Raw genomic sequence first — 22,782 nt, forward strand, 5'->3', positions numbered from 1 at the left:
CGTTTGTGCATAGTGCTTGACTCCATTTTCCATTAGTCCAAAGAATAGTGTTGAACGGCGACGTGCCCGGTGGGCGCGCCGCAGAGCACCGATCCCCAAGGAGCAGTTTTGGGAAACAAGGTTTCATCCGGCAATCCGGCGTCGAGCACACAGCGCACGTCCGTGCAGCAGTTGCGGAACCGGCCGCACGCGCAGGTGCTCATCATCGGCGGCGGCATCAACGGGGTCGGAACCTTCCGTGACCTTGCCCTGCAGGGCGTTGACGTTGCCCTCGTCGAACGGGGCGACTTCTGCCAGGGAGCCAGCGGCGCCTCCTCGCACATGATTCACGGCGGTATCCGGTACCTGGAAAACGGCGAGTTCCGCCTCGTCCAGGAGTCCGTGGTGGAACGCAACCGGCTCCTCCGGATCGCGCCGCACTACGTGAAGCCGCTGCAGACCACCATCCCGATCTTCAGCACCTTTTCGGGCATCCTGGCCGCGCCGTTGCGGTTCCTGACCCACAAGCAGGGGAAGCACACCGAGCGCGGTGCCTTCCTGATCAAGCTGGGCCTGAGCATGTACGACTCCTTCTCCCGCGACGGCGGCACCGTGCCGCGCCACCAGTTCCGCGGCCGCAAGCGCGCCCTGGCCGAGCTGCCCCGGCTGCACCCCGGCATCAAGTACGCCGCGACCTACTTCGACGCCTCCGTGCACAACCCGGAGCGCCTCACCCTGGACGTGCTCCAGGACGGCGAGAAGGCCGGCGAGGCGGCCGGCAACGGGGCCCGGGCCAGCAACTACCTCTCCCTGGTCTCCATGGACGGCGCAGCCGGTTCCGGCAATGGCACGGCAACCCCCGGAGCGAAGGGCGGAACCGTCCAGCTCCGGGACGAACTGACCGGCGACGTCTTCGACTTCAGCGCCGACGTCATTGTCAACACCACCGGCGCCTGGGTGGACCTGACCAACCAGGCCATGGGCGCGGCGTCCGCGTTTATGGGCGGCACCAAGGGTTCCCACATAGTGCTGGACCACCCCGGGCTGCTTGAGGCCTGCCAGGGCCGGGAGATCTTCTTCGAACACACCGACGGCCGGATCGTGCTGATCTACCCGATGGGCGACCGCGTGCTGGTCGGCACCACCGACATCGACGCCGACATGGCCGAGGACGCCGTCTGCACCGAGGCCGAGATCGACTACTTCTTCGACCTCATCGGGCACGTCTTCCCGGACGTGGCCGTGGACCGGGAACAGATCGTCTACACCTTCTCCGGCGTCCGTCCGCTGCCCCGGCACGACGCCACGCAGCCGGGCTTCGTCAGCCGCGACTACCGGATCGAGCGCCGCGGCCCCGCCAGGGGCGCCGGGCAGCTGGCCGACGGCGGCGCCGTCGTGCTCAGCCTGGTGGGCGGCAAGTGGACCACGTTCCGGGCCCTCGCCGAACACCTCAGCAACGACGTCCTCGCCGAACTCGGCATGGAACGGAAAGTCTCGACCGCCAAACTTGCCATCGGTGGCGGGGCAGGCTTCCCCGACACCGAGGACGGCGTCCAGCGCTGGATCAAGGCCCACATGGGGGCCGGCCGCGACGCGGACCGGACCGCTGGCCTGCTGACCCGCTACGGCACCCGCGCGGTGGACGTCATGGCCTACCTCGACGCCGGGACCGACCGGCTGCTGCACTCCACCCGGGAACTGAGCGTCCGGGAACTGGAGTTCATGGCGGCCAACGAGCAGATCGGACACCTGGTGGACGTGCTGATCCGCCGCACCTCACTCGCGTTCCGCGGGCTCGTGACGGGGGAGCTGCTGAACGAGGTCGCCGAGATCCTTTCCGGACCGCTGGGCTGGGACGCGGCGACGCGGACCGCCGAGATCGACCACGCCCAGGAGGTGCTCCAGCGGTTCCACGGCGTCCAGGTACACAGCCTGGTCGCCTAACAACTTGAGTGTCCGGAGGCTGGAGCCTCCGGACACAAGGGCTGCGGGATTTCTCCCAGGGGAACCCGCAGTGGCCGGCCGGCAGCGCGAAACCGCTGCCGGCCCAACGGCCCTTCAAACTCGCGAAGGGCTGACAACAGAAAATAGAGGAGTCAAAGATGTCTCTTGGAATAGTTTTCCTGTCCGAAGTATTCGGCACCGCAATGCTGACCCTGCTGGGTTGCGGCGTTGTGGCCAACGTCGCGCTCAAAGGCACGAAGGGCAACAACGGCGGGTTCCTGATGGTCACCTGGGGATGGGGCATTGCCGTCTTCGCCGGTGTCTTTGTTGCGGCCAAGTCCGGGGCGCACCTGAACCCGGCCGTCACCTTCGGCCTGTTGCTTAACGGCAAGAAGGAGTACGCCCCGGGTGTCGCGGTCGATTTCGGCTCCACCCTGACCTACTTCGGCGGGGAACTGCTGGGCGCCTTCCTGGGCGCCGTCGTGATGTGGCTGGCCCACAAGCAGCACTTTGATGTCGAGCCCGAGCCCGCCAGCAAGCTGGGTGTTTTCTCCACCGGACCCGCCATCCGCTCCACCCCGTGGAACCTGATCACGGAGATCATCGGCACCTTCGTCCTCGTCTTCGTCATCCTGACCTTCGGCGGGACCCCGTCGGGACTTGGCCCGCTGGCCGTGGCGCTGCTGGTTGTCGGCATCGGTGTTTCCCTCGGCGGCCCCACCGGTTACGCCATCAACCCCGCCCGTGACCTTGGCCCGCGCATCGCCCACGCCCTGCTGCCCATCAAGGGCAAGGGTTCTTCGGACTGGAGCTACTCGTGGATCCCGGTCGTCGGACCGCTGATCGGCGGCGGACTCGCCGGCGTCGTAGCAGCCGTGGTGCCGATCATCGCCACCGCCGCCGCCTGATTCTGCCGCAGAGGACCCTGAACCAAACCCGCTCGAATCGCATCAATTCCACCGCCAGGCCCAAAAGACAAGGACGTCAGCATGAACCAGTATGTAATCGCCATTGACCAGGGAACCACGAGCACCCGCGCCATCGTGTTCGATCACAGCGGCAACATCGTTTCCTCCGGCCAGATGGAACACGAGCAGATCTTCCCGCAGGCAGGGTGGGTGGAGCACGACCCCGCCGAGATCTGGAACAATACCCGCGAGGTCATCGCCTCCGCACTGTCCAAGGCCAACCTGACCCGCCACGACATTGCCGCCGTCGGCATCACCAACCAGCGCGAAACCGCGGTGGTCTGGGACAAGACCACCGGCAAAGCCGTGTACAACGCGATCGTCTGGCAGGATACCCGCACCCAGTCGATCGTCGACGAGCTGGCCAAGGACGGCGGCCCGGAACGCTTTAAGCAGAAGGTGGGCCTGCCGCTGGCGACCTACTTCTCCGGCACGAAGATCAAGTGGATCCTGGACAACGTCGAGGGCGCCCGGGCCAAGGCAGAAGCCGGCGACCTCGTCTTTGGCAACACCGACAGCTGGGTGCTGTGGAACCTCACCGGCGGAACCGACGGCGGCGTGCACGTCACCGACGTGACCAACGCGTCCCGGACCATGTTCATGGACCTCGACACGCTGTCGTGGGACCAGGAAATCCTGGACGCCTTCGGTGTCCCGGCCTCCATGATGCCCGCCATCAAGTCGTCCTCAGAGGTGTACGGCACCGTCCACACCTCCCAGCTGCTGCGCGAAGTTCCGGTCGCCGGCATCCTCGGCGACCAGCAGGCGGCAACCTTCGGCCAGGCCGCGTTCGACACCGGCGAGGCAAAGAACACCTACGGCACGGGCTGCTTCCTCATCTTCAACACCGGCGAGGAAATCGTCCACTCCAAGAACGGGCTGCTGACCACGGTCGGCTACAAGCTTGGCGACGCCAAGCCGCACTACGCCCTGGAGGGTTCGATCGCTGTCACCGGTTCGCTGATCCAGTGGCTGCGCGACAACCTGGGCATGATCAGCAGTGCCCCGGAAGTCGAGACCCTGGCCGCTTCGGTGGAGGACAACGGCGGCGTGTACATCGTTCCGGCCTTCTCCGGCCTGTTCGCACCGTACTGGCGCTCCGACGCCCGCGGCGCGATCGTCGGCCTGACCCGGTTCGTGAACAAGAACCACATCGCCCGCGCAGCGCTGGAGGCCACCGCGTTCCAGACCCGCGAGGTGCTCGACGCCGTCAACGCCGACTCGGGGGTTCCGCTCACGGAACTCAAGGTCGACGGCGGCATGGTCGCCAACGACGCGCTGATGCAGTTCCAGGCCGACATCCTGGGCGTGCCGGTGATCCGGCCGAAGGTCGTCGAGACCACCTCGCTCGGCGCCGCCTACGCGGCCGGCCTCGCCGTCGGCTTCTGGAAGGATCTGGGCGAGTGCTCGGCCAACTGGTCCGAGGACAAGCGCTGGGAACCGAAGATGGACCAGGCGGAGCGCGAGCGCCAGATGCGTCTCTGGAAGAAGGCCGTCACCAAGTCCATGGACTGGGTCGACGAGGACGTGAAGTAGGCCGACGAGCCGATGCCTTCACTGTTGAGGGGGCCCCGCCCGCTTCGCGGACGCCCGAAGCCGCTCCCGGGCCCCCTCAACAGTTCGGCATTTCCGGGCTGGCCGATTCAGCCGCTCGTGGCGACTTACGTAGCGCTGGCAAGCCGTGCGCTAAAGTAGTCGTATGCGTGCGATCCTCCTGCTTAGTTAGCCGCCCGGCATCCCGGCGAAAACCCGGATTGCCGAGCGGCAGCCCCTCCGTGTCGAGGGGCTTTTGTGTGTCCGGGATATGTACCGGCCCGCAGCAGGGGACCAAGGGATCAGGCGGGACAGTCCTGATCCGACAAGATCGAAAGAACAGAAGAGGCCAGCAGTGAGCGTTCAGCCGGAGACAGAGACCGGAACAGCAGCAGCCGTCGCGAATGAAGGCCCCGAAGAGGGCGCCTACAGCTTCGCCGCCATGGAGGCCAAGTGGCCGCAGGTCTGGGAGGACCTCAAGGTCTTCACGCCCCTGGATGACGGCTCGAAGGAACGCCGCTACGTGCTGGACATGTTCCCGTACCCGTCCGGTGACCTGCACATGGGCCACGCCGAAGCGTTCGCGATGGGCGACGTCGTCGCCCGCTACCTGCGCCAGCAGGGCTACGACGTGCTGCACCCGATCGGCTGGGACTCCTTCGGACTGCCGGCGGAGAACGCCGCCATCAAGCGGAACGCGCACCCCAGCGAGTGGACGTACGCCAACATCGACACCCAGGCGGCGTCGTTCAAGCGTTACGCCATCTCCGCTGACTGGTCCCGCCGGCTGCACACCTCGGATCCGGGGTACTACCGCTGGACCCAGTGGCTGTTCAAGCGTTTTTACGAGCGCGGGCTGGCCTACCGCAAGAACTCTCCGGTCAACTGGTGCCCCAAGGACCAGACCGTGCTGGCCAACGAGCAGGTCGTCAACGGCGCCTGCGAACGGTGCGGCACCGCCGTGACGAAGAAGTCCCTGAACCAGTGGTACTTCAAGATCACCGACTACGCCGACCGGCTGCTCGATGACATGGACGAACTGCGCGGGCACTGGCCCGAGCGGGTCCTGGCCATGCAGAAGAACTGGATTGGCCGTTCCGAGGGCGCGCACGTCAACTTCGTGGTCGAGGCCGACGGCGGCAAGCCCGCCAAGAACGTCACGGTCTTCACCACCCGCCCGGACACCCTGTACGGCGCGACCTTCTTCGTGGTCGCCGCCGACGCCCCGCTGGCCGTCGAACTGGTCACCGAGGAACACGCCGCGGCCCTGGACGCCTACCGGGAACAGGTCAAGGCGCTGTCGGAGATTGAGCGCCAGTCCACCGAACGGGAAAAGACCGGCGTCTTCACCGGCCGCTACGCCATTAACCCGCTGAACGGGGAGAAGCTGCCCGTCTGGGCGGCCGACTACGTGCTGGCCGACTACGGCACCGGCGCCATCATGGCCGTCCCGGCCCACGACCAGCGCGACCTGGACTTCGCCAAGACCTTCGACCTGCCCGTCCGGGCGGTCCTGGACACCGGCGAGGAAGACCCCGCCGTGTCCGGCACGGCGACGACCGGCGAGGGCACCTTGATCAACTCCGGCGCCCTGGACGGGCTGCCCAAGGCCGAGGCCATCCCGGCCGCCATCGCGATCCTGGAGCAGCTGGGCACCGGCGAGAAGTTCGTGAACTTCCGCCTGCGCGACTGGCTGCTGAGCCGCCAGCGGTTCTGGGGCACCCCGATTCCGATCATCCACTGCCCGGCCTGCGGCGAGGTCCCGGTCCCGGACGACCAGCTGCCGGTGACCCTGCCGGAGGACCTGCGCGGCGAGGATCTGTCACCAAAGGGCACCTCCCCGCTGGCCGCCGCCGAAGCCTGGGTCAACGTCGAGTGCCCCAGCTGCCACGGCCCGGCCAAGCGCGACACGGACACCATGGACACCTTCGTGGACTCCTCCTGGTACTTCCTGCGCTTTGTCTCGCCCGACTACACCGAGGGCCCATTCGATCCCGCCAAGATCAACGACTGGATGCCCGTGGGCCAGTACGTCGGCGGGGTGGAGCACGCCATCCTGCACCTGCTGTACGCCCGCTTCTTCACCAAGGTCATCCACGACCTGGGCCTGATCGAGGCCGACGAACCGTTCAAGGCGCTGCTGAACCAGGGCCAGGTGCTCAACGGCGGCAAGGCCATGAGCAAGTCACTCGGCAACGGCGTGGACCTGGGCGAGCAGCTGGACAAGTTCGGCGTCGACGCCGTGCGGCTCACCATGATCTTCGCCTCCCCGCCGGAGGACGACGTCGACTGGGCGGATGTCTCGCCGTCGGGCTCCGCTAAGTTCCTGGCCCGCGCCTGGCGGCTCGGCCAGGACGTCAGCAGCGAGCCCGGCGTCGATTTCGCCGCCGGGGACCGCGCCCTGCGCACCGTCACCCACCGCACCATCGCCGACGCGCAGGCACTGCTGGACCACAACAAGTTCAACGTGGTGGTGGCAAAGCTGATGGAACTGGTCAACGCGACCCGTAAGACCATTGATGCCGGCGCCGGCGGCGCGGACCCGGCCGTCCGCGAGGCCGTGGAGGCTGTAGCGGTGATCCTGAGCCTCTTCGCGCCCTACACCGCCGAGGACCTGTGGAACGTACTGGGACACCCGGCATCGGTAGCCAACGCCGGCTGGCCCACGCACGACGAGACGCTGCTGGTGCAGGATACGGTGACCGCCGTCGTCCAGGTGCAGGGCAAGGTGCGGGACCGGCTCGAGGTTTCCCCGGGCATCTCCGAGGACGAACTGCGCGAACTGGCGCTGGCCTCGGAAAACGTCCAGCGCGCGCTGGACGGCAGGGGGATCCGCACGGTCATTGTGCGGGCGCCTAAACTGGTCAACATCGTCCCGGCCTAGCCGGGCAAGGCCGTTCGTGAACCGGCCGCCGGCAGAAGCCGGCGGCCGGAACTCTTTTCAGGAGGTGCTTCGTGCCGGACCGTGAGCCCCCGGGCTGGCCGTGGCTGCGCGAGCGCCTCGTCAGGCTCCGCCAGGCTGCCCGCCCCGGGGCGGTGCCCGAACCAGTGCGCGCCATGGCGGCGCGGACTGCGGTGGTCACTGACCCCGCCGCCGCGTTGCCGGCAGAATGGGTGCGGGACTTCACCGCCGACGGCCGCCTGACCGTGGTACCGATGCCGGTCATGGTGGGCGCCGAGATCTACGGCGAGGGCGAGGACGACATCGCCGAGACCATCGCCGTGGCACTGGCCAGCGGCTTGCCGGTCCGGACCTCCAGGCCCTCACCCGGCCAGTTCGAACAGGCCTACCTCGCGGCGGCGGCACGCGGCTTCGAATCCGTAGTCTCGCTGCACATTTCGGGGGAGCTCTCCGGCACCGCCGACTCCGCCAGGCTCGCAGCCGCCAAAGTGGGAATCCCGGTGGTGGTCGTGGATTCGCGCACGGTCGGGATGGCGCAGGGCATGGGCGTGCAAAGCGCGGTCGTCGCGGCTGCTGACGGCCGGGGCGCGGACGAGGTCAGGGCCTTCGCCGAAGAACGGCTGGCCCGGACCAAGGTCTACTTCTATGTGCCGAGCCTGGAGCAGCTGCGCCGCGGTGGCCGGATCGGCGCAGCCGCCTCCCTCTGGGGCACCATGTTTTCGATCAAACCGATCCTGGCGGTCGACGGCGGCAAGGTCGTCCCGCTGGAAAAGGTCCGTTCTGCGCCCCGCGCCATCGGCCGGCTGGAGGAAATCGCCGCCGCTGATGCGCTGTCCCGCCCCAGCGGTGAGGCCAGGATCGCCGTGCACCACTTCGGCAACCGCGCCGAGGCCGAGCAGCTGGCATCGCGGCTGGCACAGCGGTTGCCTGACTGCCCGACCGCCCAGATCAGTTCGCTGCCGGCCGTGCTGGCGGCCCATGCCGGACTGGGCGTGCTGGCCGTCATTGTGGGGGAGAGCAGCACCCCGCTTCCCGGGGCTGGCCCCACACCGGGGTCTGGCTCCACACCGGGGGCTGCCGGGGCGCTTTCCACATAGCCGTTGCTGCGCCTGTCGGCAGGTCCGGTCCCATCCCTAGGCTGGCTTCATGTCGCGCCGATACCCGGGGGCCGGAGCCCGCAGCGGACCCCACTCAGGATCCGGCGTGGCACGGCACCGCTGGGCCGCCAGCCTCGGCACTGCGCCGGAGGAGGGGCTGCTCGGCGATGTGCCGGCCCGGGGAGCCCCGGCTGACGGAGCCCCGGACCCGGCGGCGGCGGACCGGGCCTCTCCTGACGGGGCCGATGCTGCGGAGTCCCCAGTCCCTGCGGTGTTCAGGTGGCGCAGCGGTCGGAGTGCCGCAGCCTTGCTCGCCGTGATCTCTGTGCTGCTGGCCGGCTGGTTCTGGTGGCAGGCAGCCGACGGAGCGCCACGGGTCCGGTCCCTGGGCGAGCCACCCGGTTCGGAAGCGGCGGACGGGTCCGGACCGGCCGTAGCCGATGACGGTGGTCCCGACGGGGCGCCGTCGAGGGCGGACCCGGCTGCCGCGGAGATGCCCGGCGCGACGGCGGCCGGCACCATTGTCGTCCACGTTGCCGGTGCCGTGGCGAAGGCCGGGGTGGTGGTGCTGCCGCGCGGAAGCCGGATCCACGAAGCGATCAAAGCCGCGGGCGGAAACACCCGCGCAGCCGACCTTGACCGGCTCAACCTGGCCGCCGTCCTCGAAGACGGTCAGAAAGTCCTCGTCCCGGAGCGCGGCAGCCCGGACCCGGTTGAACTTCCCGGCCCCTCCACCGGTCCCGACGGCACCGGGACCTCCGGCGGCGCCGGAGCTCCAGCGGGGAAAATCAACCTGAACACCGCCGGCGTCGAAGAGTTGGCGACGCTGCCGCGCGTCGGTCCGGTCTTGGCCCAGCGCATCGTCGACTGGCGCAAGCAGCACGGCAGTTTCGGCAGCGTCGAAGAACTCGACGCCGTGGAGGGTGTTGGTCCCAAGCTGCTCGAAGCCCTGTTGCCGCTGGTGCGGGTCTGACGTGGCCGGGGAACAGCGGCCCCGTTGGCAGGCTTTCCGCGCCGCCGCCGCCGATGCCGCCGATGCCATGGCCTGCAGCCGGGATCCGCTGGATCCTGCAACGACGCAAAAGAGACAGGCACCGGGCGTGCCCGCGGCGCCGGACAGCTCGTTCCGCGCAGGGGGAGCCGCGCGTACCGCCTTGGCCGGCCTGGGGCACCGTGTCCTTGAGGCGCTGCGCAGCCGCCGGGCCGGGGTCATGCCCGTGCCGCACGGCGTGCCGGGACGACGACGCCGGACCGACCTCCGCCTGGTGCCCGCCGCGCTGTTGGTTTGGGGCATTGCTCTGGCTGGCGGATGGCTGGAACCGGCCCCGCTTGCCGGGCTCTGCGCCGGGTTGGCGGCCGCCGCGGCTGCCCTGTTGCTGGGTCCCGGTGCGCATCGCCGGAGACCTGGACCCCGAAGCTTCCGGGCCACCTTGGCGGTAGCTTTGCTTCTCTCGTGCGCCGCCGGGGCGCATTCGGCGGTGGCATCGGCGCAGCGGAACGACGGTGCTGTCGCAGAGGCCGTCGCCGCCGGCGCGTCGGTGGTGGCCGAGATCGAAGTTGCCGGCATGCCACGGCGGCTTTCCGCCCGGGGCCGCTCCGGTTTGTCAGACCGGTGGGCCGTGCCAGTGACCCTGCTCGTCCTGGTCTTCGACGGCCGACGCGTGGAAGCCTCCGTGAAGCTGCTTGCCCTCGGCGGGGAGGAGTGGGGACACTCAGCTCCGGGGCAGCGTTTCCGGGCCACAGGCAAGCTCAGGCAGGCCGGAGCAGGTGAGGCCGAAGCCGGCATCCTCTCTGCCTCCTCTGCGCCGGACCGTGTGCGGACCGCCTCCAGCTGGGTGCACCTCCCGGCAGGCCTGCGGCGCGGTTTCAGCGTCGCCGCCGCGGGGCTGCCTGGCGACGCGCGCGGACTCCTGCCAGGGATGGTGACCGGCGACACCGGTGAGCTGGACCCCGAACTCGCTGCGGCCATGAAAACCGTCGGAATGACCCACCTGACCGCGGTGAGCGGAGCCAACTGCAGCCTGGTCCTCGGGGTCCTGCTGCTGGCGGCCCGTAGCCTGCGGCTTCCGCGCCCGGCGGCTTCCGGAATCGCCGTGGCCGGGCTGGGGCTGTTTGTGCTGATGGTCGGGCCCGATGCCAGCGTGCTCCGGGCCGCCCTGATGGGGTCGATCGGGCTGTGGGCGCTAGGGTTTGGCCGTGCCGGCCGCGGCCTCAGCCTGCTGTGCGTGGCCGCGGCCGGCTTGCTGCTGGCGAATCCGGCCCTGGCTACCGACTTCGGCTTTGTGCTCTCCGTTTTGGCCACGCTTGGCATCGTCGTGGTGGGCAGGCCCCTCATGGGCTGGCTGGCCGCCGTCGTGCCCCACTGGTTGGCTGCCGGACTCGCTGTTCCGTTGTCCGCCCAGTTGTTCTGCAGCCCGGTGATCGTGCTGCTCCAGCCGCAGTTCTCCAGCTACGCGCTGCCCGCGAATCTGGCAGCTGCCGTGCTGGTGCCGCCGGTTACGGTCTTCGGCACGGCAGCAGTGCCACTCGTGCCCCTCGCCCCCGCGTTGTCGGCTATGCTCATCGCCGTTGCCGGCACCTTCGCAGCGGGTGTGGCCGGCATCGCCCGCTGCTTCGCGGCGCTTCCGGGGGCCGCGTTGCCCTGGCCGGAGGGGGCCCTCGGCTCGTCCACGATGGCGGCGCTCTCGGGGCTGACACTGACGGGCTTCTGGCTCGCCACCCACCCTGCCGCTGCGGTACGCCTGGTCCTGAAAATACATGACCGGACCACGCTGTGCCTCACCCGGACTCTGCGCCGTCATGAGCGGCCGCCGGGCACCGTCCGCGCCCTGCCGGGGTCCGTCGGCCGCGGCTTGGTGGACCGCCCACGCCGTGGCAGGCTTAGAGTCTGCAAACCAACTTCCCGGAGGAACCACGAGTGGCTGCTGCCCAGACCCAACGCACCAGGACCACGGCGACGAAGACCGCCACCTGGCGCGATGTGACGCCCGCGGCGGTGGTGCTGGTCGGCGGACCGGAGGACTACCTGGGTTCCCGGGCCATGGACCGGATCCGCTCCCAGGTCCGTGCCGCGGCCCCCGACGTCGAGCTCACCCGCCTCAACGCCGGCAGCTACGAACCGGGCACGCTGGCCATGAACGTCAGCCCGTCCCTTTTCGGCGAGCAGAAGCTGATCGAGGTGGAGGGCCTGGAAGCGATGAATGACGCCTTCCTCGCCGACGCCCTGAAGTACCTGGCCCAGCCCGAACCCGACGCCGTCCTGGTGCTCCGTCACGGCGGGGGAGTGCGCGGCAAGAAGCTCCTGGACGCGATCAAGGCGGGCGGTTGGCCCGTGGTCGACTGCCAACCGTTGAAGAAGGACGCGGACAAGGTGGCTTTTGTCACCACAGAGTTCAAAGCCGCCTCCCGGCGGATCGAGCCGGACGCCGTGCACGCCCTGGTCAACGCGGTCGGGGCCAACCTGGCCGAACTCGCGGCCGCCTGCAGCCAGCTGATCGCCGACGCCACCACCGGCGTGGATTCGGACATGGTTGACCGCTACTACGGCGGCAGGGTGGAGGCCACGGCATTCAAGGTCGCGGATGCCGCCATGGCCGGGAATGCGCCGCTGGCCCTCTCCACGCTCCGCCACGCACTGGATACCGGTGCCGACCCGGTGCCGATCGTCGCTGCGCTGGCCTCCAAGCTGCGGTCCCTGGCCAAGGTGGCCGGGGCACAGGGGTCTTCCGCCCAGATCGCCAAGCAGCTGGGCATGCAGCCGTGGCTCGTGGAGCAGGCGCAGCGCGATGTGCGGCGCTGGACTCCGGAGGGCCTGGTTAGGTCCATCCAGGTCACGGCCGAAGCCGACGCGCAGGTCAAGGGACTCTCCCGCGACCCGGTCTACGCCGTGGAACATGCCGTCACGGTGATTGCGGGCGCGGTCCGCCGCTGACGACCACGGCCCGCGCACGGCCGGTGCCCGACCGCACGTCCCGGGCCGCGGCTTGCCCGGGTTGCCGGGTCACGTTGGCGGGTCGCTGGGTCAGGCTGCCGCGTCCGGTCCGGCGCTTTAACTGGCTGTGGCCGGCACCCTGGGGGTGCCGGCCACAATCATCAGTTCAGTTGAACTGGAAAACCTTAGAGTGCGTTGACCTTCTTGGAGATCGCGGACTTGCGGTTTGCAGCGTTGTTCTTGTGAAGAACACCCTTGCTGACAGCCTTGTCGAGCTTCCGGCTGGCAGTAACCAGTGCAGCAGCAGCGGCATCCTTGTCGGTGGACTCAACGGCGGTGTTGACGGCGCGGATGGCCGTCTTCAGCTCGGACTTGACTGCGTTGTTGCGCAGGCGAGCCTTTTCGTTGGTCAGGATGCGCTTCTTCTGGGACTTGATATTAGCCACGTGTGAACTCTCTTTTTCAATGCGGAAAATGGTCTAGAGGGCTTTCAGATTGGCCATTGACTGAGCGGCGTGGGGATACCTATGGCGACCAACCATCTGTGGCCGTCGACCTGCACGGACACACAGCTGTCAATAATAGCAGAGACGCGAACCCGGTGGCGATTCCCGGTGCGACCCGCGGGTCGGAGTTCCCCCGCGCGGCGTCGCCGAAGAACCCGGACTTCAGGACCAGCCGTGCCGCCTGCGCAGCGCAGAGGAAATGTCCCGGAACCGTCCGGCGTCCAGGATGGCGCCCTCGCGGCGCACGCCCTGGGGGTTGATTTGCAGGATGCGGTCCAGCCTGGCTTCGCTCGGGCGCCACTGCCGGTCCCAGGGCCCGGTGCCGATGTCGACGTAGTCGTCCGAGCGGCGCGCGTCGCCGTCGTGGTCCTTGCTGGTGAGCATCAGGCCAAGCAGGAAGCGGCCCTTGCTTCCCACGAGCAGCACCGGCCGGTCCTTGCCCCGGGAGTGGTCCTCTTCGAACGGGACCCAGGTCCAGACGATCTCACCGGGCTCGGCCCGGCCGTTCGCGGCGGGGCTGTACTGCACTTTGGCTTTGCCCTGGAAGTCGCCCGGGTAGGTCCCGGTCAGTCCGCCGGATGCGCGGGGCGGCTGCCGGGCGGGAGCCTTGCCGGCAGGACGGCGTGTGGCGGGAGGACCGCTGCCGCCGAGCCGGTCGAGGAAGCGCAGAGCGCCGCGGACGGCGTTGCCGAGGGAGCGAAGATTCAAGGCCATGGGGAAACCCTACCGGCCGCCGTGCACCGGCGTACGTTGACGGAGCGGCGACGAGGCAGTGAGCGCCGGCGCTAATGCAGTGCCACGGTCCGGGACGTGGGAGACTATAGGAACGAGAAATGCGGCGTGCCGCAGCAGGTGGAACAAGCAACGTAGAACACCGGCTGCGCCCGCCCCTAGAACAGCCCAGCTGTGCAGCCCGCCAGTACAGCCCCCAAGTATTGCCAACAGTAAGGACCCTGCGTGTCTCCCATGGCCCGCACCGCCCCGGTGCCTGCCGCAACAGATCCGGCCCTCATCCGGAACTTCTGCATCATTGCGCATATTGACCACGGCAAGTCCACGCTGGCCGACCGGATGCTCCAGTACACCGGAGTCGTCCAGTCCCGCGACATGAAGGCCCAGTACCTGGACCGGATGGACATCGAGCGCGAACGCGGCATCACCATTAAGTCCCAGGCCGTCCGGATGCCATGGGAGCTGGACGGCACCAGCTACGCGCTGAACATGATCGACACTCCCGGCCACGTCGACTTCACCTATGAAGTCTCCCGGTCACTCGCCGCCTGCGAGGGCGCCGTGCTGCTCGTGGACGCCGCCCAGGGCATTGAGGCGCAGACCCTCGCCAACCTCTACCTGGCGATGGAGAACAACCTCACGATCATCCCGGTCCTGAACAAGATCGACCTGCCCGCGGCGCAGCCGGAGAAGTATGCCGAGGAGCTGGCCAACCTGATTGGCGGCGACCCGGACGAGGTGCTGCGCGTCTCCGGCAAGACCGGCGCCGGCGTCGAAGTCCTGCTGGACAAGATCGTCCGCGATCTCCCCGCCCCGGTGGGCGACCCGAACGCCCCCGCCCGGGCAATGATCTTCGACTCCGTCTACGACACCTACCGCGGCGTCGTCACGTACGTCCGCGTGGTGGACGGCATGCTGCACCCGCGTGAGCGCATCCAGATGATGTCCACCCGCGCCACCCACGAACTGCTCGAAATCGGCGTGAGCTCCCCGGAGCCCACCCCGTCCAAGGGCCTGGGCGTCGGCGAGGTCGGCTACCTGATCACCGGCGTGAAGGACGTCCGCCAGTCCAAGGTCGGCGACACCGTGACCAACCTGGCTAAGCCCGCCACCGACTCCCTGCCCGGCTACGCCGACGCCAAGCCGATGGTGTTCTCCGGCCTCTATCCGCTGGACGGCACCGACTACCCGGTGCTCCGTGACGCGCTGGAGAAGCTGATGCTCAACGACGCCGCCCTGGTCTACGAGCCGGAGACGTCCGCCGCGCTGGGCTTCGGCTTCCGCGTCGGCTTCCTGGGCCTGCTGCACCTGGAAATCACCCGCGAGCGGCTCGAACGGGAGTACAAGCTGGACCTGATCTCCACCGCCCCGAACGTGGAGTACGAGGTGACGCTGGAGGACAAGAAGGTCGTCCACGTGACCAACCCCAGCGAATACCCCACCGGTAAGGTCTCCGAGGTCCGCGAGCCGATGGTCTCCGCCACGATTCTGGCGCCCAACGAGTTCGTCGGCGCCATTATGGAGCTGTGCCAGAGCCGCCGCGGCGTCATGGGCGGCATGGACTACCTCTCCGAGGACCGGGTGGAGATCCGCTACCGCCTGCCGCTGGCCGAAATCGTCTTCGACTTCTTCGACATCCTGAAGTCCAAGACCCGCGGCTACGGCTCGCTGGACTGGAAGGCCGACGGCGACCAGGTCGCCGATCTGGTCAAGGTGGACATCATGCTCCAGGGCGAACAGGTCGACGCCTTCAGCGCCATCACCCACCGCGACAAGGCCTATGCCTACGGTGTAATGATGACCGGCAAGCTGCGCGAACTCATCCCGCGGCAGCAGTTCGAGGTGCCGATCCAGGCTGCCATCGGCTCCCGGATCATCGCCCGCGAAAGCATCCGGGCCATCCGCAAGGACGTCCTGGCCAAGTGCTACGGCGGCGACATCACCCGAAAGCGCAAGCTGCTGGAGAAGCAGAAGGAAGGCAAGAAGCGCATGAAGATGGTGGGCCGCGTCGAGGTCCCGCAGGAGGCCTTCATCGCCGCACTCACCACGGACGAGTCCAAGGACAAGGCCAAGAAGTAGCCATGCCAAGTGCGCTTCCCCTCGGTGACCCCGCGCCGTCGGACGGGCTGCTGCCCGGCCAGGCGCTGGAGGGCGCCGCGGACCGGGCCTTCGGGCTCTACGTCCACATTCCGTTCTGCGCCGTGCGCTGCGGCTACTGCGACTTCAACACGTACACCGCCACGGAACTCGGCGGCGGCGCCTCGCAGGACGCCTACGCGGACACCGCCGTCGCGGAAGTGGACTTCGCCGGGCGGGCGTTGAAAGCCTCCGGCCTCCCGGAGCGCCGGCTCAGCACGGTGTTCTTCGGCGGCGGCACCCCCACGCTTCTCCCGGCCGGGGACCTGGCCCGCATCCTGGCCGCCGCGATCGACACCTGGGGCCTCGAGCCCGGCGCCGAGGTCACCACGGAAGCCAACCCGGATTCGGTCACGCCCGAATCCCTGCAATTGCTCGCCGACGCCGGCTTCACCCGGGTCTCCTTCGGCATGCAGTCCGCGGTGCCCCACGTGCTCAAGGTCCTCGACCGCACCCACACGCCCAGCCGTGTGCCGCAGGTGGTCCAGTGGGCGCGTGAGGCGGGCCTCGCGGTCAGCCTGGACCTGATCTACGGCACCCCGGGGGAGTCGCTGGAGGACTGGCGCTACTCGCTGGAGACCGCACTGTCCTACGGCCCGGACCACATCAGCGCCTACGCGCTGATCGTCGAGGAGGGCACGAAACTCGCCGCCCAGATCCGGCGCGGCGAGGTTCCGGGGATCGACGACGACGACCATGCCGCCAAATACGAACTGGCCGATGAACTGATCTCCGCGGCCGGGCTGGGCTGGTATGAAGTAAGCAACTGGGCGCGCACGCCGGACCAGGCCTGTCGCCATAACCTGGCCTACTGGCGTGGGGATGACTGGTGGGGCATCGGCCCCGGAGCGCATTCGCACGTCGGCGGGGTCCGCTGGTGGAACGTCAAGCACCCCACGGCCTACGCCGGTCGGCTCGCGGCAGGCGTCTCGCCCGCGGCCGGGCGGGAGACCCTCGACGCCGAGACCCGCAACGTGGAGCGCGTCATGCTCGAAGCCAGACTGGTCACCGGCCTGGAAATCCCGAGTCTTGGCGGGCTGGGGGATACCGGACGGCACGCGGTCGCCGGACTCATCGCCGACGGGCTCGTTGAGCCTGCGGAAGCGTTCAAGGGCCGGCTGGTGCTCACGCTCAAGGGCCGGCTCCTAGCCGACGCCGTGGTCCGCCGGATCCTGCCGGACTAGGTAGTCCGCCCATGCGGGCCGGAAGTGTCCGATCGCCTTGGGCGCGCGGGCCGAAAATGTCCGTTCGCGCTACTTGATCCAGCGGAGGTTGTACTCGTAGCGGTGCGGCTGGCCGCGGTTGACGTGGATGCCGGCGGCCACCGAGAAGCAGGCGAGGGCAATCCAGATGGCGGTCGCCAGGACTGCGAACAGGTTGCCCACCACCGGGACGAAGACCAGCAGATTGGCTACCACCGCAGCGATGGTGGGCGGAAGCGTAAAGTTCAGCGCCTCCTTGGACTCCTGCGCCGTGAACGGGCCGCGGTCCTTGAAGATCAGGTAGATCAGCAGCGCGGGAATGCAACCCAGAATGCCGCCAAAGTGCGCCAGGGTGGCCCATTGCCGGTCCTCGCTTGCCGTCAACGGCAGAGCATTTGCGGGAACGCCATGGTACTGCGACTGGCCATGGCCGGCCTGGTGATCCGTGTGTTCGCGTGCGTCTTCTGCCACGTTTCGTCCTTTGGATTGCGGTGGAGCGTAGGTACCTGTACGAGCCGCGGCCGCAACAAAATGCAGCGGCCGCCCTACCAAGAATACTTGCTCGGACCGCGAACTAAAGCACGGGGAGGCGGCTACGGCACCGTGAGGAAGTCGATGACCTCTTCGACCCGGCCCAGCAGGGAGGGCTCCAGGTCCGCGTAGCTGCGGACAGCGCCGAGGAGTTTCTGCCAACCCAGGCCGATGTCCTCCTTGGTGCTGTGCGGCCAGCCGAAGGCCGTCAGGATGCCGGTCTTCCAGTCCACCCCGCGCGGAATCACCGGCCACCGCTCAATGCCCAGGACGGCAGGGCGGATGGCCTGCCAGACGTCGACGTACGGGTGCCCGACGATCAGCACGTTGCCGGCCGCGCCCGGGGAGGCCATCACCGCGTCGGCGATTCGCGACTCCTTCGAGTCTGGAACAAGGTGATCCACCAGGACGCCGAGGCGACGGCCGGGGCCGGGCCGGAACTCCTTCACGGCGGCAGCGAGGTCGTCGATGCCGTGCAGCGGCTCGACCACGATGCCCTCGACGCGGAGGTCGTCACCCCAGACTTTCTCGACGAGTTCGGCGTCGTGCTTGCCTTCCACCCAGATCCGGCTGGCCTTCGCGACCTGGGCACGCTGTCCCTCCACCCGGACCGAACCGGAGGCGGTGCGCGCGCCGACTCCGGCACCCGCCGCGGGAACCCGCGGGGCGGGCGGCATCAGCCGGATGGGCTGGCCCTCGAGCAGGAAGCCGAAGCCGAGGCGGAAGGATCGGGACTTGCCGCGCCGGTCCTCGAGGGCCACGACGTGCATGCCGCCGGACTTCTCCACCCGGGTTACGGCGCCCACCCAGCCGGACTGCACGTCCTCCAGCACCATGCCGCGCTCCACCGGGATCGCGGGCAGCTGGGCCTTGGCGGGCGCGGAGAGATCCTGCGGGCCCCAATTCTGGTACGACATCTGCTACACACTGCTTTGCACTCGGGAATTACGGGGGACAGAACGGCGGCGCGGCTTGTGGTGTGCCGGGAAACACCAGTCCCGGGGCTCACGCCCGCAGCGAATCCAATGCTAACAACGGCGCGACTCATATTAGACTGGTTAGCACTTAGGCATGTCGAGTGCTAACCCCGGGTGTTCTTGCACGCGCGGCGGCACCGGCGAACCGATACGGGTCGATTGGAGGTGGAGAGTGAGCGAGCCACGCAAACTCGAAGTGCTGCGCGCCATCGTGGAGGACTACGTCCATTCCCGCGAGCCGGTTGGATCCAAGGCCCTGGTGGAACGGCACCATCTGGGCGTGTCCAGCGCCACGATCCGCAATGACATGGCCGCCCTGGAAGACGAGGGCCTGATCACGGCGCCGCATACCAGCGCCGGCCGGATTCCCACGGACAAGGGCTACCGCCTGTTCGTGGACCAGATTTCGGCCGTCAAACCCCTCTCTCCGGCGGAGCGCCGCGCCATCCAGGCGCTGCTCGAGGGGTCCGATGACCTCGACGACGTGCTGGACCGGACGGTGCGGCTGCTGTCGCAGCTGACGAACCAGGTCGCCGTCGTGCAGTACCCGCTGTTGAGCCGGGCCCGCGTCCGGCACATCGAATTCGTGCTCCTGGCGCCGCGCAAGGTACTCACGGTCCTGATCGCGGATACGGGCAAGGTGGAACAGCGGGTGATCGACGTCGGCCAGGACTTCGGCGACGACGCCCTCGCCGAACTCCGCACCCTGTTCCTGGCCAGGCTCTCCGGCACCCCGTTGAGCTTGCTGCCCCAGTCGCTGCAGGCCGTGGTGGACAGCTGTCCGCCGGTGCGGCGGGGACCCGCCCAGGCCCTGGCCCGCGGGCTTGAATCGCTTGCCGCGAGCAGCCGCGAGGAACGGATGGTCATGGCCGGGACCGCCAACCTGGCCAGGTCCAATGTGGATTTCCCGCTGAGCATCGGACCCGTGCTCGAAGCGCTTGAAGAGCAGGTGGTGATGCTGCGCCTGCTCAGCGACATGGCAGAGGACCCGCGCGGCGTCACGGTAAGCATCGGCCGGGAGAACCCTTACGACGGCCTGTCCGAAGCGTCCGTGGTGGCCACCGGCTACGGCCCGGACGCCACGGCCAAGGTCGGAGTCCTTGGCCCCACCCGGATGGACTACCCCACCACCATGGCCGCCGTCCGTGCGGTGGCCCGCTACCTTTCGCGGATCCTCGGGCCCTGACGGGCCGGATCCGGAACCGGACTTCTTGCCAACTACAGGCAGTGCCCCACTGGCAGTACAAAAAGGAAGAGATACAGACTTTGAGCAGCCACTATGACGTTCTTGGAGTCTCCCGTGAAGCCACGGGGGAAGAGATCAAGAAGGCCTACCGCAAGCTTGCGCGGACCCTGCACCCGGATGTGAACCCCGGTGATGACGCTTCCGAGCGCTTCAAGGCGGTCACCCATGCCTACGAGGTGCTTTCCGACCCGCAAAAGCGCCGGGTCTACGACACGACGGGCAACGAGAACGGGAACGACAACGGCTTCGGCGGCGGCTACGCCGGCCAGGGCTTCGCCTTCCAGGACATCTTCGAAACCTTCTTCGGCGGCGCCGGCGGCCAGGGCGGCCCCGCATCCCGGGTGCGGCGCGGCCAGGACGCCCTGATCAGCGTCCGGATCGACCTGCGCGACGCCGTCTTCGGGGTCAACAAGAAGCTCGAAGTGGACACCGCCGTCACCTGTCCCACCTGTGAGGGTTCCTGCTGCCGCGAAGGCAGCCACCCCGAGCGCTGCGACATTTGCGGCGGCAGCGGCCAGGTCCAGCGCGCCGTGCGTTCCATCCTCGGCCAGGTCATGACCACTGCCCCCTGCGGCAGCTGCGAGGGCTTCGGCACGGTGATCAAGGATCCCTGCAACGAATGCGCCGGCCAGGGCCGCATCCGCAGCCGCCGCTCGCTTACCGTCAAGGTTCCCGCCGGCGTCGCTACCGGCACCCGCATCCAGCTCTCCGGCCAGGGTGAGGCCGGTCCTGCCGGCGGCCCGTCCGGTGACCTGTACGTCGAGATCCGGGTCAACAACGACCCCACCTACGTGCGCGAAGGCGACGACCTGCACGCGAGCCTGAACATCCCGATGACGGCGGCCGCGCTCGGCACAGAGCTGACCCTTGAGACCTTCGACGGGCAACAGGAAATCGACGTCAAGGCCGGCACCCAGTCCGGCGAGGTCATCACGCTGCGTGGCCTGGGCGTCACGCACCTGCGCGGCTACGGCCGCGGAGACCTCAAGGTCCACCTGCAGGTGGATACCCCCGCGAAGCTCGACGCCGCCCAGGAAGACCTGCTGCGCCAGCTCGCCAAACTCCGCGGCGAGCAGTTCACCGAAGGGAAGCTTGCCGCCAGCGGCGGCGTCTTCGCGAAGCTGCGGGACCGGCTCGGTAACCTGTAGCGGTGAGCAACCCGGTCTTCTTCACCCCCGCAGGCACCCTGGACCAGCTGGTCCCCGGCGCGACGTTCGTCCTCGAAGGCGCCGAGGCGCGCCACGCGGTGACGGTCAAGCGCCTGGCCGTGGGGGAGCCGGTGGACATCGCCGACGGCGCCGGCAAGCGGATCACCGGCACCGTGACGGCCGCCGCGCCGCAGGAGCTGACGGTGGAGTGCGGCGAGGTCGTGACCGAGCCAAGGCCTGACGTTCGGCTGGTGCTGGTGCAGGCCCTGGCCAAGGGCGACCGCGACGAGCTGGCGGCTGAGACCGCGACCGAATTGGGGATTGACGCCGTCGTGCCCTGGCAGGCCGAACGCTCGATCGTCCGCTGGAAACCCGAACGCGCGGCGAAGGCGCACGCCAAATGGCAGTCCGTGGTGACGGCAGCCGCGAAGCAGGCACGCCGCGCCTGGATTCCGGAGGTCCGCGCCGCGGTGGACGGCAACGGCCTGCAGGCGGCCGTAGCCGCCGCGGACCTGGCCGTGATCCTGCACGAGGACGCGGTTCGGCCCCTGCGGCAGGTGCTGGAAGCCTGGCACCAGCAGGCCGGCGACGGCGGTGTGGCCCGCGAGGTGCTCCTGATTGTGGGCCCCGAGGGCGGCATCAGCCCCCGCGAGGTCACCCGGCTGTGCGGTGCGGGAGCCGTCACCGCCCTGCTGGGCCACCACGTGCTGCGTTCTTCCACCGCCGGCCCCGCCGCCACGGTGCTGGCCAGCGACGTCCTGGGACGTTGGTAGGGGCAAGCAGTAATAGGACAGGCCAGGCGCCGCGCCCGTGCGGGTACGCCGGGTGCCTGCCTTAGCGGAATGCCTTAGCGGACAGTGAACCCGCGGGTATCTACGTTCAGGTCCTGGACCTTGGTGCCGGGGTCGACCTGCGACACGCGGACCTCATACTCACCGGGACCGAGGTTCAACGAGAGGTTGAACAGGCCGGGCTTCGAGGCATCGGCGGAGGCCGTGATGTTGCCGTCCAGATAGGGCGTCTTGCTGGCGCCGTCGACCCGCAGGATCTCCCAGCGCAGCTTGCCGCCCGGGACCGTGCTCCGGCCGGAAATCTTGACCGCGCCGTCCGCCACCTCGGTGCCCTCCTGCGGATCGATGATCCACACGGGCGCCACCATTCCGGCGCTGCGCGAGGTCGGTGAACCGAGCCGGACCCGGTTGAAGGCGACGTAGTCGGTGTGCCCGTCGACGAGGATGACGACCTGGATCTGCTGCCCGGTATCGGTCAGCCCGGCGCTGGCACCGGCGGCCGTGGCCGTGTAGACGAGCTGCTGGATCGCGCGTTCGGCCATGTCGGCGTCGACGTTGCTGTTGAACGCATCGGCGGACACGTCCACCGTGATCACGTTCTTTCCGGAAATCGAGGTGGCGAGGAGCCTGGGGTTCTGCCACGGGGTGAAGAAATCAGGGTCCAGCGGCTTCTGCGACATCATCACCCGCAGCGCCCTGGTGATCGGATTGTCGTCTTCGGACACGTCCCGGAACTCGCGGTACAGGAAGACGTTGTTGTTGCTGCGCCCGATCCAGTAGACCGGAGCCTTGTTGGAGGCCTGGGTGGATTCCAGCGGTGCGCTGGTGGTGGCGACGCCGGCGGCCGGGCCGGGGACCGTGTGGGAGGGCGTGTCGGAGTTCGTGATGCCCGGCTGGGGCGTGGCCACGCAGCCGGACAGCGCCAGGGCAGCGGGCAGCACAAGGTGCAGCAAGCCGCGGCGCGTACGCCGCCCTGCTGCTGTCTTGTTCACTCCACGCTGGCTGATTGCCCCTGTCCCTTCGCTGTGTTTCTCGCTCCGCGGGCCCGGCAGGGCCGAATCCAGCATTGCACAAGGTGCCTGCGCTCCAGTGGGGATTCCGCGCTGTCCGGCGAACTGCAACGGGAACGATATGAGGACGATATGAAGTTGATACCTAA

Annotated in this window: 18 protein-coding genes and 1 tRNA gene; 13 read left to right on the forward strand and 6 right to left on the reverse strand. The window is 68.5% G+C overall.

Annotated elements, in window-relative coordinates; translation table 11 throughout:
* Positions 1-108: 108 nt before the first annotated feature.
* The 6 genes from AC1DBL_RS06040 (at position 109) to AC1DBL_RS06065 (ending at position 9,396) form a co-directional block, all read left to right on the forward strand.
* Entirely contained in the window at positions 109-1,923 is a 1,815-nt protein-coding gene (locus AC1DBL_RS06040) for a glycerol-3-phosphate dehydrogenase/oxidase (RefSeq protein ID WP_476925681.1), read from the forward strand.
* A 158-nt stretch (positions 1,924-2,081) separates the two neighbouring features.
* Complete coding sequence (locus AC1DBL_RS06045) at positions 2,082-2,831, forward strand: MIP/aquaporin family protein (protein ID WP_441417730.1); 750 nt, start codon at positions 2,082-2,084, stop codon at positions 2,829-2,831.
* Between the two features lie 81 nt (positions 2,832-2,912).
* Complete coding sequence (gene glpK / locus AC1DBL_RS06050; protein ID WP_441417731.1) at positions 2,913-4,427, forward strand: glycerol kinase GlpK; 1,515 nt, start codon at positions 2,913-2,915, stop codon at positions 4,425-4,427.
* 352 nt (positions 4,428-4,779) lie between these two features.
* Complete coding sequence (leuS, locus tag AC1DBL_RS06055; RefSeq protein WP_476916764.1) at positions 4,780-7,308, forward strand: leucine--tRNA ligase; 2,529 nt, start codon at positions 4,780-4,782, stop codon at positions 7,306-7,308.
* A 71-nt stretch (positions 7,309-7,379) separates the two neighbouring features.
* Positions 7,380-8,423, forward strand: coding sequence for a DegV family protein (locus tag AC1DBL_RS06060; RefSeq protein ID WP_476925682.1), 1,044 nt, complete (start codon positions 7,380-7,382; stop codon positions 8,421-8,423).
* Positions 8,424-8,529: 106 nt separating this feature from the next.
* The gene (locus AC1DBL_RS06065; RefSeq protein WP_476925683.1) at positions 8,530-9,396 is read left to right on the forward strand and encodes a ComEA family DNA-binding protein; all 867 of its coding nucleotides are present in this window, start codon (positions 8,530-8,532) and stop codon (positions 9,394-9,396) included.
* Positions 9,397-9,962: 566 nt separating this feature from the next.
* Here the strand turns inward: AC1DBL_RS06065 and AC1DBL_RS06070 are convergent.
* Positions 9,963-10,064 (reverse strand) — tRNA-Val (locus AC1DBL_RS06070).
* Here AC1DBL_RS06070 and AC1DBL_RS06075 point away from each other — a divergent pair.
* Both AC1DBL_RS06075 and holA read left to right on the forward strand, forming a co-directional pair.
* The gene (locus AC1DBL_RS06075) at positions 10,043-11,407 is read left to right on the forward strand and encodes a ComEC/Rec2 family competence protein (RefSeq protein WP_476925684.1); all 1,365 of its coding nucleotides are present in this window, start codon (positions 10,043-10,045) and stop codon (positions 11,405-11,407) included. The genes AC1DBL_RS06070 and AC1DBL_RS06075 overlap by 22 nt on opposite strands.
* Positions 11,341-12,354, forward strand: a complete 1,014-nt coding sequence (holA, locus tag AC1DBL_RS06080; RefSeq protein WP_476925685.1) for a DNA polymerase III subunit delta — start codon at positions 11,341-11,343, stop codon at positions 12,352-12,354. Before AC1DBL_RS06075 ends, holA begins: the two co-directional genes overlap by 67 nt.
* A 185-nt stretch (positions 12,355-12,539) precedes the next feature.
* Here holA and rpsT read toward each other — a convergent pair whose 3' ends face one another.
* Both rpsT and AC1DBL_RS06090 read right to left on the reverse strand, forming a co-directional pair.
* Positions 12,540-12,800, reverse strand: a complete 261-nt coding sequence (gene rpsT / locus AC1DBL_RS06085; RefSeq protein ID WP_056739236.1) for a 30S ribosomal protein S20 — start codon at positions 12,798-12,800, stop codon at positions 12,540-12,542.
* Positions 12,801-13,022: 222 nt separating this feature from the next.
* Positions 13,023-13,574, reverse strand: a complete 552-nt coding sequence (locus AC1DBL_RS06090; RefSeq protein WP_476925686.1) for a type II toxin-antitoxin system PemK/MazF family toxin — start codon at positions 13,572-13,574, stop codon at positions 13,023-13,025.
* Between the two features lie 243 nt (positions 13,575-13,817).
* On the opposite strand from AC1DBL_RS06090, the gene lepA reads away from it, so the two are divergent.
* Positions 13,818-15,671 carry a translation elongation factor 4 gene (lepA, locus tag AC1DBL_RS06095; protein ID WP_476908796.1) on the forward strand — a complete coding sequence of 618 codons (1,854 nt, stop codon included), beginning with the start codon at positions 13,818-13,820 and terminating at the stop codon, positions 15,669-15,671.
* Positions 15,672-15,673: 2 nt separating this feature from the next.
* Positions 15,674-16,912, forward strand: a complete 1,239-nt coding sequence (gene hemW, locus AC1DBL_RS06100; protein ID WP_476925687.1) for a radical SAM family heme chaperone HemW — start codon at positions 15,674-15,676, stop codon at positions 16,910-16,912.
* A 69-nt stretch (positions 16,913-16,981) separates the two neighbouring features.
* Here the strand turns inward: hemW and AC1DBL_RS06105 are convergent, their stop codons facing one another.
* Positions 16,982-17,401 (reverse strand): DUF4870 domain-containing protein, encoded by a 420-nt coding sequence (locus AC1DBL_RS06105; protein ID WP_441417740.1) that lies wholly within the window; start codon positions 17,399-17,401, stop codon positions 16,982-16,984.
* Between the two features lie 122 nt (positions 17,402-17,523).
* Positions 17,524-18,378 carry a DUF3097 domain-containing protein gene (locus AC1DBL_RS06110; RefSeq protein ID WP_476925688.1) on the reverse strand — a complete coding sequence of 285 codons (855 nt, stop codon included), beginning with the start codon at positions 18,376-18,378 and terminating at the stop codon, positions 17,524-17,526.
* A gap of 232 nt (positions 18,379-18,610) precedes the next feature.
* On the opposite strand from AC1DBL_RS06110, the gene hrcA reads away from it, so the two are divergent.
* From hrcA to AC1DBL_RS06125, 3 genes are all read left to right on the forward strand, one after another.
* Positions 18,611-19,624 (forward strand): heat-inducible transcriptional repressor HrcA, encoded by a 1,014-nt coding sequence (gene hrcA, locus AC1DBL_RS06115; RefSeq protein WP_476892484.1) that lies wholly within the window; start codon positions 18,611-18,613, stop codon positions 19,622-19,624.
* Positions 19,625-19,704: 80 nt separating this feature from the next.
* Positions 19,705-20,832 (forward strand): molecular chaperone DnaJ, encoded by a 1,128-nt coding sequence (gene dnaJ / locus AC1DBL_RS06120; protein WP_441417743.1) that lies wholly within the window; start codon positions 19,705-19,707, stop codon positions 20,830-20,832.
* A 2-nt stretch (positions 20,833-20,834) separates the two neighbouring features.
* Positions 20,835-21,605, forward strand: coding sequence for a 16S rRNA (uracil(1498)-N(3))-methyltransferase (locus tag AC1DBL_RS06125; protein WP_476925689.1), 771 nt, complete (start codon positions 20,835-20,837; stop codon positions 21,603-21,605).
* 74 nt (positions 21,606-21,679) lie between these two features.
* On the opposite strand, the gene AC1DBL_RS06130 is transcribed toward AC1DBL_RS06125, so the two are convergent.
* Complete coding sequence (locus AC1DBL_RS06130; RefSeq protein ID WP_476925690.1) at positions 21,680-22,615, reverse strand: GerMN domain-containing protein; 936 nt, start codon at positions 22,613-22,615, stop codon at positions 21,680-21,682.
* Between the last annotated feature and the right edge of the window lie 167 nt (positions 22,616-22,782).

It is taken from the genome of Arthrobacter sp. 10T44 (assembly GCF_056393885.1).

Coding starts and splice junctions, on each gene's coding strand:
- AC1DBL_RS06110 (WP_476925688.1), bottom strand. CDS start 18,378: ATGTCGTACCAGAATTGGGGCCCGCAGGATCTCTCCGCGCCCGCCAAG.
- AC1DBL_RS06045 (WP_441417730.1), top strand. CDS start 2,082: ATGTCTCTTGGAATAGTTTTCCTGTCCGAAGTATTCGGCACCGCAATG.
- glpK (WP_441417731.1), top strand. CDS start 2,913: ATGAACCAGTATGTAATCGCCATTGACCAGGGAACCACGAGCACCCGC.
- hemW (WP_476925687.1), top strand. CDS start 15,674: ATGCCAAGTGCGCTTCCCCTCGGTGACCCCGCGCCGTCGGACGGGCTG.
- AC1DBL_RS06090 (WP_476925686.1), bottom strand. CDS start 13,574: ATGGCCTTGAATCTTCGCTCCCTCGGCAACGCCGTCCGCGGCGCTCTG.